The sequence below is a fragment of the Streptomyces sp. NPDC045846 genome (assembly GCF_056431605.1).
The window spans coordinates 263,355-277,733 of record NZ_JBWKKJ010000012.1 but is presented as its reverse complement, the minus strand read 5'-3'; the positions used below and the strand labels follow the sequence as shown (position 1 = coordinate 277,733).

General features: G+C 73.1%; 10 protein-coding genes. 7 read left to right on the top strand and 3 right to left on the bottom strand.

Annotated features, from left to right (window positions below):
• Positions 1-60: 60 nt before the first annotated feature.
• A complete protein-coding gene (locus AC07F3_RS31580; RefSeq protein WP_479117826.1) occupies positions 61-819 on the top strand; it encodes a TIGR04222 domain-containing membrane protein in 759 nt (252 codons plus the stop codon).
• A 106-nt stretch (positions 820-925) separates the two neighbouring features.
• Positions 926-2,524 (top strand): alpha/beta hydrolase, encoded by a 1,599-nt coding sequence (locus AC07F3_RS31575; RefSeq protein ID WP_479117825.1) that lies wholly within the window; start codon positions 926-928, stop codon positions 2,522-2,524.
• 76 nt (positions 2,525-2,600) lie between these two features.
• Here AC07F3_RS31575 and hemQ read toward each other — a convergent pair whose 3' ends face one another.
• Positions 2,601-3,317: a hydrogen peroxide-dependent heme synthase gene (hemQ, locus tag AC07F3_RS31570; RefSeq protein ID WP_479117824.1), complete on the bottom strand. Its 717-nt coding sequence runs from the start codon at positions 3,315-3,317 to the stop codon at positions 2,601-2,603.
• A 4-nt stretch (positions 3,318-3,321) separates the two neighbouring features.
• Positions 3,322-4,752, bottom strand: a complete 1,431-nt coding sequence (gene hemG / locus AC07F3_RS31565; protein ID WP_479117823.1) for a protoporphyrinogen oxidase — start codon at positions 4,750-4,752, stop codon at positions 3,322-3,324.
• A 215-nt stretch (positions 4,753-4,967) separates the two neighbouring features.
• Here hemG and AC07F3_RS31560 point away from each other — a divergent pair, with 215 nt between their 5' ends.
• The gene (locus tag AC07F3_RS31560; RefSeq protein ID WP_479117822.1) at positions 4,968-6,344 is read left to right on the top strand and encodes an FAD-dependent oxidoreductase; all 1,377 of its coding nucleotides are present in this window, start codon (positions 4,968-4,970) and stop codon (positions 6,342-6,344) included.
• Between the two features lie 6 nt (positions 6,345-6,350).
• Here the strand turns inward: AC07F3_RS31560 and hemE are convergent, their stop codons facing one another.
• Positions 6,351-7,418, bottom strand: a complete 1,068-nt coding sequence (gene hemE / locus AC07F3_RS31555; RefSeq protein WP_479117821.1) for a uroporphyrinogen decarboxylase — start codon at positions 7,416-7,418, stop codon at positions 6,351-6,353.
• A 91-nt stretch (positions 7,419-7,509) separates the two neighbouring features.
• Between hemE and AC07F3_RS31550 the strand changes: the two genes are divergently transcribed.
• The 4 genes from AC07F3_RS31550 to AC07F3_RS31535 all read left to right on the top strand — a co-directional run bounded on the left by AC07F3_RS31550 (position 7,510) and on the right by AC07F3_RS31535 (position 14,209).
• Positions 7,510-8,163: a DUF3000 domain-containing protein gene (locus AC07F3_RS31550; RefSeq protein ID WP_479117820.1), complete on the top strand. Its 654-nt coding sequence runs from the start codon at positions 7,510-7,512 to the stop codon at positions 8,161-8,163.
• Between the two features lie 261 nt (positions 8,164-8,424).
• The gene (locus tag AC07F3_RS31545) at positions 8,425-9,087 is read left to right on the top strand and encodes a helix-turn-helix transcriptional regulator (protein ID WP_114039865.1); all 663 of its coding nucleotides are present in this window, start codon (positions 8,425-8,427) and stop codon (positions 9,085-9,087) included.
• A 78-nt stretch (positions 9,088-9,165) separates the two neighbouring features.
• On the top strand, positions 9,166-10,449 hold the full coding sequence (locus tag AC07F3_RS31540) for an HRDC domain-containing protein (RefSeq protein WP_479117819.1): 1,284 nt from the start codon (positions 9,166-9,168) through the stop codon (positions 10,447-10,449).
• 148 nt (positions 10,450-10,597) lie between these two features.
• Positions 10,598-14,209, top strand: coding sequence for a beta-galactosidase (locus AC07F3_RS31535; protein WP_479117818.1), 3,612 nt, complete (start codon positions 10,598-10,600; stop codon positions 14,207-14,209).
• Positions 14,210-14,379: the final 170 nt, after the last annotated feature.

Genomic DNA, 14,379 nt, shown 5'->3' with positions numbered 1-14,379 from the left:
GAGGTCCAAATTGTGGACAGACTGTGGCGGCGAAGCGTCAACTTCGCATACAACTCGGCCATGTTCTGGGTCCTCTTCCTTCTGCCCGCGATAGTCGCGGCCGGGTTGTCCTGTGGCCGCCTCTGCCTCGCCGCCGTCGCCGCGGCGCGCCCGCAACCGCGCCCGGACGGGGAGCAGGGCCTGTCCTGCTACGAGGCCGCGTTCCTGGCCGGCGGCCCCTACCGGGTCGCCGACCTCACCCTGGTCTCCATGCACCGCGCCCGCAGGCTGCTGCTCGCGCACACCGGCTGGGCCACCGTCGTCGACCCCGAGGGCCGCGACGACCTGGAGCGGTCCGTCCTGACCGCGATCGGCCCCGGCGGCCAGGAGCGGATAGCGGCCATACGCTCCGGCACGGCGGCCGCCGACGCGGTGCGCTCGCTCGCCGACCGGCTCGCCGGAGCCGGGCTCGCCGTCCCCCACACCGTGCGGTCCGGGGTGAGCGCCTCCCTCCACGCGGTGCGGTCGGCCACCGCGCTGATCACCGCGCTGGCCCTCGCCGCGCTCCTCATGCCGGGCGAAGGGGACACCGGGCGGGGCGAGATCGCCGCCTGGTTCGCGCTCCCCCTCGTCCTCACGCTCGGCTGCCTCGTCATCGCCCGGGTGGAGATCCATCCGTACACCCGCTGGGCCTCGCCCGACGGCCAACGGCTGCTCGGCGGGCTCGACCCGGCGGGCGATCCGCTCACCGCGGTCGCCGTGCGCGGCCTGCGGGCGGTGGACGACCCCCAGCTGCGCAGCGCCCTGACGAGCGGCCGCTTCGCGCATCGGGGTCAATGACCGCACCCGGCGCGGCCCCGCTGCTTTACTTCACTCCTGCCGAAGTATCCCCTTTTGATCTGTATGTACTTCCGTAGTACCGCAGCACGAAAGGGATGGACCGGCGATGAGAGCTGTAGCGCTGTACGGGACCCTGGGTTCCCTCGTTCTTTCCGCCCTCGTCGCCGCCCCCGCGGGCGGCGCCGACCCGCTCACCGCCGAGGCCCAGGGCGTGGCCGCCGCCGCCCAGCGCGCGGCCGCCACCCCGATCGCCTTCGGCCGCTGCCCGGACGTGGAGGCGCTGCCCGCCTCCGTCCAGTGCGGCACCGTCAAGGTCCCGCTCGACTACGCCCACCCGACGGGCCGTCAGATCGCCCTCACCGTCAGCCGCCTCAAGGCCGGGGGCAAGCCCGCCGAGCGGCAGGGCGCCCTGGTGTTCAACCCGGGCGGGCCCGGCGCCTCCAGCATGTACTTCCCGATGGTCGCCCAACTCGCCGACTGGAAGCGGATCGCCGGGGCCTACGACCTCGTCGGCTACGCCCCGCGCGGGGTGGCCCGCTCGGCCCCGCTGTCCTGCCAGGACCCCGGCGACTTCGCCAAGGCCCCCACCGCGTCGCCCTCGTACCCCTCCGAGTCGTACAAGAAGGAGCGGATCGCGCAGGCCCAGGCGTACGCCCAGGGCTGTGCGCGCAACGCGGGCGCGGCGCTGCGGTTCTACACCAGCATCAACAACGCGCGGGACCTGGACGTGCTGCGGGCGGCGCTGGGCGAGCGGAAGCTGACCTTCATGGGCGCCTCGTACGGCACCTACTTCGGCGCGGTGTACGCGACGCTCTTCCCCTCGCACATCCGCAGGATGGTCTTCGACTCGGCGGTCGACCCGGACCCGGAGCAGATCTGGTACCGCAACAACCTCGACCAGTCACGGGCCTTCGAGAGCCGCTGGGCGGACTTCCGCGCCTGGGTCGCCAAGCACGACGCGGTCTACCACCTCGGCGACACGGCGCAGGAGGTGCTGGAGAGCTACGAGAAGGTGCGGGCGGGGCTGACCCGCGAACCGGCCGGCGGCACCGTGGGCCCCGGCCAGTTGCAGGCCGCGATCCTCAAGGCCGGGTACTACGACGACTACTGGGCGAGCCGGGCCACCGCGCTGTCGGAGTACCTCAAGGGCAATCCGCGGCCGCTGGTCCAACAGGCCGCGCCCAGGCCGGAGTCGGCGCGAGACGACGAGAACGGCAACGCCGTCTACACGGCCGTGGAGTGCAACGACGCGGCGTGGCCGCGGGACTTCAGGACGTGGGACCGCGACAACACCAGGCTCGCGCGGATCGCGCCGTTCGAGACGTGGGACAACGCGTGGATGAACCTGCCGTGCGCCTACTGGCCCGCTCCGCAGCAGAAGCCGGTGGACGTGGGGGCCAGGGAGGGGGCACTGCCGCCCACGCTGATCCTGGCGGCCGAGCGGGACGCGGCGACGCCGTACCCCGGCGCGCTGGAACTCCAGCGGCGGCTGCCGGGCTCCGTCCTGGTCACGGAGAAGGACGCCGGTACGCACGGCATCGCGGGCGGCGCGAACGCCTGCGTCAACGGCTATGTGGAGGACTACCTGCTCAACGGCCGGACGCCGGTGCGGCGCGCTGCGTGCGCGCCGCACCGGGAGCCGAACCCGGTGTCGCTGGACGAGCGGGCAGCCGGCAGGCCGGGGCATGTGTTGCCCGCTCTCTGATCTTCCGGGTCAGGGGTGACCGGGTTCCGCTCGCGTGGCGCGGACCCCGGTCACCTGGTCTTTCAGGGCCTGTTGGTCAGGCGAGGCCGTCGACGAGGTCGGCGACGCTCTTGCGCCGGCCGGTGTAGAACGGCACCTCTTCCCGCACGTGCATGCGGGCCTCGGAGGCGCGCAGGTGGCGCATCAGGTCGACGATGCGGTGCAGTTCGTCGGCCTCGAAGGCGAGCAGCCACTCGTAGTCGCCGAGCGAGAACGAGGCGACCGTGTTGGCCCGCACGTCCGGGAAGCCACGGGCCATCTTGCCGTGGTCGGCGAGCATCCGGCGGCGGTCCTCGTCGGGCAGCAGGTACCAGTCGTAGGAGCGCACGAACGGGTACACCGACACGTAGTCGCGGGCGTTCTCGTCGGCGAGGAACGCCGGGATGTGCGACTTGTTGAACTCGGCGGGCCGGTGCAGCGCCATGTTCGACCACACCGGTTCGAGCGCGCGGCCCAGCTTGGTGCGGCGGAACAGGTTGTAGGCGCTCTGGAGCTCGTCGGAGGTCTCCGCGTGCCACCAGATCATGATGTCCGCGTCGGCACGCAGACCCGACAGGTCGTAGGTGCCGCGGACGGTGATGTCCTTGGCGGCGAGCTGGTCGAACAGCTCCTGGACCTCAGCGGCGTAGCCGGTGCGGTCCTCGGGCAGGACGTCGCGCAGCTTGAAGACAGACCACAGGGTGTAGCGGATGACCTCGTTGAGGTCCTTCGCCTTCTTCCCCGCGTTGGGAATCTTTTCCGGAGCAGCACTCATGTGGCTATTGTCCCGCGTCCCTCTGGGTGTTCTGCGCCAGGGTCGACGTGGCGATGATCTCGTCCGCCGCCCGGTGCGCGCTCGCGATGCACGCGGGGATGCCGACGCCCTCGTAGACGGCGCCGCAGACCCGCAGTCCGGGCAGCTTGGCGACTTCGGCGCGGATGCGCGCGACCCGGCCCAGATGGCCCACCGGGTACTGCGGGAGCCCGCCGATCCAGCGGGTCACCTCGGTCGCGACGGGCCGGGCGGACAGGCCGACGGCCTCGCCGAGGTCACCGAGCGACACGTCCACGAGGTCGGCGTCGTCCCACTCCAGGTGCTCCTCCTCGCCGTAGCGCCCGATCGAGGTCCGCAGCACGAACAGGTCCGAGCCGCGGTCGGCGACCCACTTCCACTTGTACGAGGAGAACGTCGAGGCCTTGATGGTGCGGCCGTCCACCGGCGGCACCAGGAACCCGGACCGCTCCTCGAGACCGGCCAGGTCGGCGCGCCGGAAGGCGAGGGTGACCAGCGCCATCGAGGCGTACTCGATCTCGGCGAGCTCGGCGGCCGCGACCGGCGACTCGGCGGCGAGCAGCGCGGAGGCGGACCACGCGGGGGTGGACAGGATCACGCCGTCGGCGTCGAGGAGTTCGGTGTCGGTACGGATCCGCCAGCCCCGCGCGGTGCGGCTCAGGTCGAGCACGGGAGTCTCGGTGCGGATCTCGCCGCCCTGGGCGCGCACCGCGTCGGCGACCGCGCCGGGCAGGGTGCCGATGCCGCCGTCGAGGCCCGCGAACACCGACCCGGTCTGCTGCCGGGCGGCGGCCCTGGCCTGGATGTCCTGGACGCCGTCGAGGAGCGAGCCGTGGGTGCGGGCGGCCTCGAAGAGCTGGGGAACGGCGGCCCGCAGGGAGATCCGGTAGGCGTCGCCCGCGTACACGCCGCCGAGCAGCGGCTCCACCAGGCGGTCGACGACCTCGCGGCCGACCCGTTTGGCGACGAACTCACCGACCCCGATGTCCTCGCCGACCTCGGTGGAGGGAAGCTCGCGGTCCTGCGCGACGCGGGCCAGGCCCTCGGCGGACAGGATGTCGTGCAGGGTGCCGGGCTGCGCGGGGACGCCCATCACATGGCCCTTGGGCATCGGCCGCAGGGCGCCTCTGGTCCAGATGGCGGCGGACGCGGCGGCGGGCTGCTGGATCCGGTCGCCGAGGCCGACCGCGCGGGCCAGCTCCACGCCCTCGGGGCGGCGGGCCAGCATCGACTCGGCGCCGAGGTCGACGGGCGCGCCCTCGATCTCACCGCTCAGCAGCTTGCCGCCGAGCACCGTGCTCGCCTCCAGCACGGTCACCCGGGCGCCGGCGCCCAGCAGCCGGTGGGCCGCGGCGAGTCCGGAGATACCGCCTCCGACGACGACGATGTGCGGGGTGCGGCTGACGGCGTTGTCCATGCCTCCACTGTCTCAGACCGCCCCCGACGAGCGGAAACGAGTCCCGGCACGCCCGGGCCGGGTCCTCAACGACCGCATGCGGAGGGCGCGTTGGAGGGGCGGCGGGACCAACGGCGAGGACGTCATGGGCCGGGAGGGGAATTCCCCGCTCCCCCGGTACGTATCTTCACCAGGAGAAGGCGGATCCGGAGCAACCCACGACGGAGGCAACCCCCATGGCGGCGGAGCGACTGGTGGTCATCGGCGGTGACGCGGCGGGCATGTCCGCGGCGTCGCAGGCGCGCAGGCTGAAGGGCCCCGAGGAGCTGGAGATCGTCGCCTTCGAGCGCTCGGACTTCACCTCCTACTCCGCGTGCGGCATCCCGTACTGGGTGGGCGGCGACGTACCGGCCCACGAGGACCTGATCGCCCGCACGCCCGAGGAGCACCGGGCCCGCGGCATCGATCTGCGCATGCGCACCGAGGTGACGGAGCTCGACGTGGCGGGGCGCCGGGTGCGGGCCCGTGACCTGGCGACCGGCGCCGAGGAGTGGACCTCGTACGACAAGCTGGTCCTGGCCACCGGGGCGCGCCCGGTGCGGCTCGCGCTGGCGGGGATCGACGCCCCGGGGGTGCACGGGGTGCACACCATCGACGACGGGCGGGCCCTGCTCGACAGCCTGGAGGCGGCCGGGAGCCGGCGCGCGGTGGTGGTGGGCGGCGGCTACATCGGCGTCGAGATGGCGGAGGCGCTGACCGGGCGCGGGTTCGAGGTGACGCTGCTGACGCGCGGCGCCGAGCCGATGCACTCGCTCGACCCGGACATGGGCCGGCGCGTCACCGAGGCGATGGAGCGCTCCGGGATCCGGGTGGTCACGGGCGCCGAGGTCACCAAGGTGCACACGGCGGAGTCGGGCCGGGTGCGGGCGGTGGCGACGGACTCCGCCGAGTACGCGGCCGACGTGGTGGTGCTCGGCCTGGGCGTCGCGCCCCGTACGGAGTTGGCCCGCGCGGCCGGGCTGCCGCTCGGCGAGACGGGCGGGCTGTGCACGGACACCTCGATGCGGGTGCGCGGACACGAGGACATCTGGGCGGGCGGCGACTGCGTCGAGGTGCTCGACCTGATCTCGGGCCGCCACCGCCACATCGCGCTCGGCACCCACGCCAACAAGCAGGGCCAGGTCATCGGCTCCAACGTGGGCGGGGGCTACGCCACGTTCCCCGGTGTCGTGGGCACGGCCGTCACCAAGGTCTGCGACACCGAGATCGCGCGCACGGGGCTCACCGAGGAGGAGGCCCGCGCGGAGGGCCTCCAGTACGTCACGGCGACCATCGAGTCCACCCACACCGCCGGGTACTACCCGGGCGCGGCCCTGATGACGGTGAAGATGCTGGCCGAGCGGCGCACGGGGCGGCTGCTCGGCGTGCAGATCGTGGGCGGCGCGGGCGCGGCGAAGCGGATCGACGTGGCGGCGGTCGCCCTGACCGCGGGGATGACGGTGGATCAGCTCACCGCCCTGGACCTCGGGTACGCCCCGCCGTTCTCACCGGTGTGGGACCCGGTCCTGGTGGCGGCGCGCAAGGCGGTGTCGGCCGTGCGCGCCGCCGGATAGCCGCCGCTAGCGGGCGGTCTGCTCGTGGACGTACGCGACGAGGCGGGTCAGCGCGTCCGGGTCCATCGACGGCAGCACCCCGTGGCCGAGGTTGAAGACGTGGCCCTCCAGGCCGGCGGCCGCGTCCAGGACCTCGCGGGTCTTGGCCTCGACGGCCGCGGTCGGGGCGAACAGGACCGCCGGGTCGAGGTTGCCCTGGAGCGCCTTGCCGGGGCCGACGCGGCGGGCCGCCTCGTCCAGCGGGACGCGCCAGTCGACGCCGACGACGTCCGCGCCGGCCTCGCCCATGAGGCCGAGCAGTTCGCCCGTGCCGACGCCGAAGTGGATGCGGGGGACGCCGTAGGAGGCGACCGCGTCGAAGACCTTCGCGGAGGCGAGCAGGATCGAGCGGCGGTAGTCGGCGGGGGCGAGCGCGCCGACCCAGGAGTCGAAGAGCTGCACCGCGGAGGCGCCCGCCTCGATCTGCACCTTGAGGAAGGCGGCGGTGATGTCGGCGAGGCGGTCGAGCAGGTCGGCCCAGAGCTCGGGGTCGCCGTACATCATGGCCTTGGTGTTCTCGTGGTTGCGGGACGGGCCGCCCTCCACGAGGTAGCTGGCCAGCGTGAACGGGGCGCCAGCGAAGCCGATGAGCGGCGTGGCGCCGAGCTCGCCGGTCAGCATGCCGATCGCCTCGGTGACATAGTGGACGTCCTCGGGGGTCAGGTCGCGCAGCCGCGCGAGGTCCGCCCGGGTCCGGATCGGCTCGGCGACGACGGGTCCGACGCCCGGCTTGATGTCCAGGTCGACGCCGATGGCCTTGAGCGGGACCACGATGTCGCTGAAGTAGATGGCCGCGTCGACCTTGTGCCGGCGCACCGGCTGGAGCGTGATCTCGGTGACCAGTTCGGGCCGCATGCAGGACTCCAGCATGGGGATGCCCTCGCGCACCTTCAGGTACTCGGGGAGCGAGCGCCCCGCCTGGCGCATGAACCAGACCGGCGTGTGCGGGACGGCTTCCCGCCTGCACGCCTTGAGGAACGCGGAGTCGTGCGTCTTGCTGTTCGGCTGGCCCACAGGGCGGTCGTTGGCGCTCACGACCAGAATCTTCGCATGTGCCCGCAAGCCACTGCCCCGGGCCGGGTGTCCCTACCGGCGCCGAGCGGCCGTTCCGCCTAGTCTTCCCCGCATGGCTGCCGCTCAGGGACGAACTTCGGATGGCGCTGACGGCAGGGAAGCCGCGGACGGGACCACCGTTCCGATCCCCTTCCGTCAGGCCGTCGACGCACTGCGGACGGCGCGACTGCGCCCCGAGATCGAAGTGGACGAAACGCGTCCGCCCCAGCGTCTCGCGCCGCACGCCTACGCCGTGGAAGCGGCGGTCGTCGAGGGCGAGGAGGACCTGGCCGACGGCCGGCTCGTCCTACTGCACGACCCGGCGGGCCACGACGCCTGGCAGGGCACCTTCCGCCTGGTCACGCTCGTACGGGCCGAACTGGAGCCGGAGATGGCGGCCGACCCGCTGCTGCCCGAGGTCTGCTGGTCGTGGCTGACCGGCGCCCTGGACGCCCGGGGCCTGTCCTACGGGGAGGCGAGCGGCACGGTCACGCGGGCCGGTTCGCACTACTTCGGGGGGCTCGCGGAGCGGCTGCCCGCCACCCAGATCGAGATCCGGGCGTCCTGGACGCCGCGCGAGGGCCTGGGCGGGGTGCCGGACACGGCGGGCCACCTGTCGGCCTGGTGCGATCTGCTGTGCCAGATCGCGGGCCTGCCCCCGGTGTCGGGTCCCACCGAGGCGGGTAGCGGCGTGGTGACCCTGCCGCAGCGCCGCGACCCTCGCTGACCTCACCTTTCGCGTCCCGCGCGCCCTGCCGTCGGCGGGGCGCGCGGCGTTGTCACGGGCCCCTGCGCGGGCCCGCGCGCCCCGGCGGCCGCTCGACGATCGAGCATCTGTCCGAATTGCCCTAAATGTTTCTCACCAAATCGTGATCATTCTCTAAAGGCGGAGGGGTTTGGTGCCGAAGAGGTTTGTGACCCTAACTGCACGGTTCGCCCCGGCTTCATCCCCGAGCCGGCTACGTCCCGCACCTTTCCAGGAGGCCTGGTGTCCGTTCTTCTTGAGCAGCCCGCAAGCCTGGTCGCCTACCGCCCGAACAAGCCGACGGCCATGGTCGTCGTTGCCGACCCCCGAGTCCGCTCCACCGTCACCCGGCACCTGTGGGCGCTCGGAGTACGTGACGTCATCGAGGCGTCGTCCATCGCGGAGGCCCGTCCCCGCGTCGGCAACCCGCGCGACATCTGCGTTGCCGACGTCCACCTGCCCGACGGTTCCGGGCTGACCCTGCTGTCCGAGACCCGAGCCGCGGGCTGGCCCAACGGCCTGGCCCTGTCCGCGGCCGACGACATCGGTGCCGTGCGCAACGCCCTCGCGGGCGGCGTGAAGGGCTACGTCGTCACCGGTACCCGCACCAACATCGGCCACCCCGGCCGCCCCGGCGCCGCCCCCATCGGCGCCGCGGCCGCCCGTATGCACCGCCGCCCCCCGGGTGCCCCGAGCCACCCGGGCGGCTACCGCGAGCTCTCCGGCCGAGAGGTCGAGGTGCTCCGGCTGGTCGCGGAAGGCCAGTCCAACAAGGCGATCGGCGTCTCCATGGGCCTGTCCGCCCTGACCGTGAAGTCCCACCTCGCCCGGATCGCACGCAAGCTCGGCACGGGTGACCGCGCCGGCATGGTGGCCGTCGCGCTGCGTACCGGAATCATCCACTGACTGGATTACGACCCTCGCGCGCCCGTCGACGGAACGTTCCGTCGACGGGCGCCGTGCATACACAGATACCCTTGACAGGTGACCGACGCCCATAAGACCGCAGCAGAGACAGCACTGCGAACCACCGGGGGCGCTCCCCCGGACGACGTCGACAAGGCGCCGATTCCCTTGCTGGAGCCCCGAGAGGGCATTCCCCCTGTCGTAGCGACCGATGACGCGCTGGCCGAAGTGGTCGCCGCCTTCGCGGCCGGCACCGGCCCCGTCGCCGTGGACGCCGAGCGCGCGTCCGGCTACCGCTACGGACAGCGCGCCTATCTCGTGCAGATCCGCCGGGAGGGCGCGGGCTCCGCGCTCATCGACCCCGTCGGCTGTCCGGATCTGTCCGCCCTGGGGGAGGCACTTTCGGACACCGAGTGGATCCTGCACGCCGCCACCCAGGACCTCCCGTGCCTGCGTGAAATAGGCATGGTCCCCTCCCGGATCTTCGACACCGAGCTCGCCGGGCGGCTCGCGGGCTTCCCGCGCGTGGGCCTCGGCGCGATGGTGGAGAGCGTGCTCGGGTACGCCCTGGAGAAGGGGCACTCGGCGGTCGACTGGTCGACCCGGCCGCTCCCCGAGCCCTGGCTGCGGTACGCGGCGCTCGACGTGGAGCTCCTGGTCGACCTGCGAGACGCGCTGGAGAAGGAGCTCGACCGGCAGGGCAAGCTGGAGTGGGCCCACGAGGAGTTCGACGCGATCGCCTCCGCGCCGCCCGCGCCGCCCCGCAAGGACCCCTGGCGCCGCACCTCCGGCATGCACAAGGTGCGCAGGCGCCGTCAGATGGCCGCGGTGCGCGAGCTGTGGACCGCCCGCGACAAGGTGGCCCAGCGGCGCGACGTCTCGCCGGGCAAGGTGCTGAGCGACTCCGCGATCATCGAGGCCTCGCTCGCACTGCCCGCCCACGTGAACGCGCTGACCGCGCTGCCCGGCTTCGGGCACCGGATGGGGCGGCGTCAGCTGGAGCAGTGGCAGGCGGCCGTCGAGCGGGCCAGGGCCCTGTCGGAGGCGGAACTGCCGCAGCCCGGCCAGCCGTTGCAGGGCCCGCCGCCGCCGCGCTCCTGGGCCGACAAGGACCCGGCCGCCGCGGCCCGGCTCTCGGCGGCCCGCGCGGCGGTCTCGGAACTCGCCGAGCGGCTGAACATGCCGCAGGAGAACCTGATCACCCCGGACACCGTGCGCCGGGTCTGCTGGGAGCCGCCGGGCGACCGCTCCGAGGCCGCCGTGGCCGAGGCCCTCGCCGCCCACGGGGCCAGGCGCTGGCAGATCGAGCAGGTCACGCCCCTGCTCTCGGCGGCGCTCAAGGACGCGCCCGCCAAGTCCTGACCGGCTGAGCCGGCCGGGCCCGCGGCGCTTTCGTGCCGCCGCGGGCCCAGAATTCCCCAAGACCGGACCGTATCCAACAGCCTCGAACAGCTTTAGGCTGTGCGCCGCATCAGATTCTTTCAGTGCACCGCACCACGGAAGGAATGACATGCGCACGCCATTACGTGCGGCGGCTCTCGCGACCGCCACCGTGCTCGCGCTGGGCGCCGCGGGCCTGACCGCCGCCGCGCCCGCCGCCCAGGCCCGCCCGCAGGCGCCCGCCGCCGCCCACACCGTCGGCCACGACGACCACGCCCTCACCATCGACGGCAAGCCGCTCTCCATCTGGTCCGGCGAGTTCCACTACTGGCGCCTGCCCAGCCCCGACGCGTGGCGGGACGTCCTGCAGAAGATGAAGGCGGGCGGGTTCAACGCCGCCTCCGTCTACTTCGACTGGGACTTCCACTCCCCCAAGCCCGGCGTGTACGACTTCACGGGCGTCCGGGACGTCGACAAGCTGCTCGACATCGCACGGGAGGTGGGGATCTACGTCATCGCCCGCCCCGGCCCGTACATCAACGCCGAGACCGACGGCGGCGGCTTCCCCGGCTGGCTGGTCACCCAGAAGGGCAAGGCCCGCACCACCGCCCCCGACTACCTGGCGGCCGCCGACGCATGGCTGTCGAAGATCGACGCGATCCTGGCCCGCCACCAGCTGACCAACGGCACCGGCACGGTGATCGCCTACCAGGTCGAGAACGAGTACTACCAGGACACCGCCGACGGCCACGCCTACATCCGGCACCTGGTCGACAAGGCGCACGCCGACGGCATCACGGTGCCTCTGACGGGCAACCACAACGGCGTGTTCGCCAAGGAACTCGACATCGACGGGCACGACTCCTACCCCCAGGGCTTCAACTGCTCCAGCCCCGACACCTGGCACGCCCTGCCCGATCTGTCCGGCGCGAAGAAGAAGGACCAACCGCTGTTTCTGGCCGAATTCCAGGGCGGCTCCTTCGACCCCTGGGGCGGCCCCGGCTTCGACAAGTGCCGGCAGCTCACGGGCGGCGACTTCGAGAAGGCGGCGTACGAGAACAACATCGCCTCGGGCGCCACGATGCAGAACTTCTACATGGCCTACGGCGGCACCTCCTGGGGCTGGCTGCCCTCGCCCGGCGCGGTCTACAGCTCCTACGACTACGGCGCGCCCCTGCGCGAGGACCGCCGGCTCAGCGAGAAGTACCTGGTGGACAAGCGGCTCGGGTACCTGGTGCAGTCGGTGGCGCCGCTGACGCGGACGGAGAGCGCGGCCGCGAGCGCCCCCGACAACGCGGCCGTGCAGCGCCGCGACCGGCGCAACCCCGAGGACGGCACCACGATCACCGTCGTGCGCCACAGGGACGTCAACAACAAGGCGAAGGACACCACGCATCTCGCGCTCGGCGGATACGCGTCGGTGCCGCAGGAGCCCGGCACGGCGCTCACCGTCGACGGCCGCGACTCGAAGCTCCTGGTCTCCGACTACGCGATGGACCATCAGCGGCTGAGGTACTCCACGTCCGAGCTCATGACGCACGGCACGTTCGGCGCGCGGGACGTGGCGCTGCTGTACGGGCGGCACGGGCAGGACGGCGAGAGCGTGCTGCGGTACGCGGCGCGGCCGGACGTGCAGGTGCTGGCCGGACAGGCCAGGCAGACCTGGGACGCGGCGACCGGCGACCTCCGCCTCAACTACACCCACACCGGGCTGACCCAGGTCCTCGTCACCCCGGCCGACGGCTCGACTCCCCTGCTGCTCCTGCTCGCCGACGACGCGACGGCCGACACCTACTGGCGCCTCGACACCCCGCAGGGGCCCGTCCTGGCGAGCGGTCCGGAACTGCTGAGGACCGCCTCGTACGACAAGGGCGTACTGAAGCTCACCGGGGACACCGACAAGGCCGCCTCGCTGCACGTCCTGACGGGCACGCCCGCGACCTCCGTCAGCTGGAACGGACGCGGCGCGCCCGGCGCGCTCGACACCTCCGGCAGCGCGCTCGACGGCCCGAAGCCGGTGTCGCTTCCCGCGCTGGGAAGCTGGAAGGTCCAGCGGGAGACCCCGGAGGCGGCGCCCGGGTTCGACGACGCGGCCTGGCGGGCCGCCGACCGGCCGGCGCTCTCGGCGGACGACTACGGCTTCCACGCCGGGTCCGTCTGGTACCGGGGCCACTTCACGGCCGCCGGTACCGAGTCCGGCATCCAGGTCAACGCCAGTACGGGCCGGGGCGGTTCGTACCTGGCGTGGCTGAACGGCACCTACCTGGGCGGCTCCGCCGACGCCACGCACCTGTTCGCGGTGCCCGGCGGCGTCCTGAAGGCGGGCGGGGACAACGTCCTCGCGGTGCTCGCCGCCGACATGGCGCACGAACAGGACTGGTCGGCCGACGACAGCCACAAGCAGCCCCGCGGTCTGACCTCGGTGCGGCTGGTGGGCTCGGCGAAGCAGATCGGGTGGCGGCTCCAGGGCGCGCTCGGCGGTGAGGACCTCGTCGATCCGGTCCGCGGGCCGCTCAACACCGGTGGCCTGTACGGCGAACGGCATGGCATGCACCTGCCCGGCTATCCCGACGGCGGCTGGGCCACCACCGCCCTGCCGGACCGGAGGGCGGGCGCCGCCGGGGTCTCCTGGTACCGCACCGGCTTCGACCTCGACCTGCCGCAGGGCCAGGACGTACCGCTGGGCCTCACGATCTCCGACGACAAGGCGAAGCACTACCGGGCGCTGGTGTACGTCAACGGCTGGATGACCGGCCTGTACGTGAACGACCTCGGCCCGCAGACGTCGTTCCCCGTCCAGCCCGGCATGCTGCGCACCCACGGCCACAACACGGTCGCCATCGCCGTGATCGGCCAGGACGCGGCCGGGGACGGACTCGGAAAGGTCACCCTCGACGCTTCCGGGAACTACACGACGCCGCTGCGGTACGGGGACATCGCCTCGCCGGGCTGGTCGGCGGCGGCGAACCGCGACCCGCGGGCCGGTGCGGACGTACGCGTCTCGGCGCCGGACACGCTCGCGCGCGGTGCCACGGGTGAGGTGACGGCGTCCTTCACGCCGCGCCGGTCCCCCGCGCGGGACGCCTCGCTCACCCTGCGGCTGCCCGACGGCTGGACGGCCTCGGCACCGCTCACCCAACAGCTCGGCGACGTGCCGGCCGGGCGCACGGTGACGCGCGCCTGGAAGGTGACGGCGGCGAGCGGGGCGCAGCCCTGGTCGGCGGTGCTCTCTGCGGCGGCCCGGTACCGCGGCGGCACCGCGTCCGCCGCGGTGGGCGTGGCCTCGCCTCCCCCGGCCCCGGGGCCCGGGCCGCACGACCTCGCCGATCTCGACTTCACCGCGACGAACGGGTGGGGACCGGTGGAGCGCAACACCTCCAACGGGGAGGACGCGGCGGGCGACGGGCGCCCGATGTCCATCGCGGGGGTCTCCTACGCGAAGGGGCTCGGCGTGCACGCCGACGGCGACGTGACGGTGTTCCTCGGCGGGGCGTGCTCCCGGTTCACGGCGTCGGTCGGGGTGGACGACGAGACGGGTGGCGGCGGGTCGGTGACCTTCTCCGTGCTGGCGGACGGGCGTTCGGTGGCGTCGACGCCGGTGCTCCGGGGGCGGGGGGCGGCGGTGCCGGTCGCCGCGGACGTGTCCGGGGCTCAGGTGGTCGACCTGGTCGTCGGGGACGGTGGGGACGGGAACGGCCTGGACCACGCGGACTGGGCGTCCGCCCAGCTGACCTGCGCGTAACCCCGCCGTCCTGGGGCTCCGCCCCAGACCCCTCACGCCCCACCCCACCCCTTCCCGAAACCCGCCGGGGGTGGAGGTGAGGGCGGGCCGGTCTGTCGGTCGGGTGCGGACCGCGCGTGCTGATCGCGCAGTTCCCCGCGCCCCTAAGCAGCGTGCTTCTCAGCCCTCCC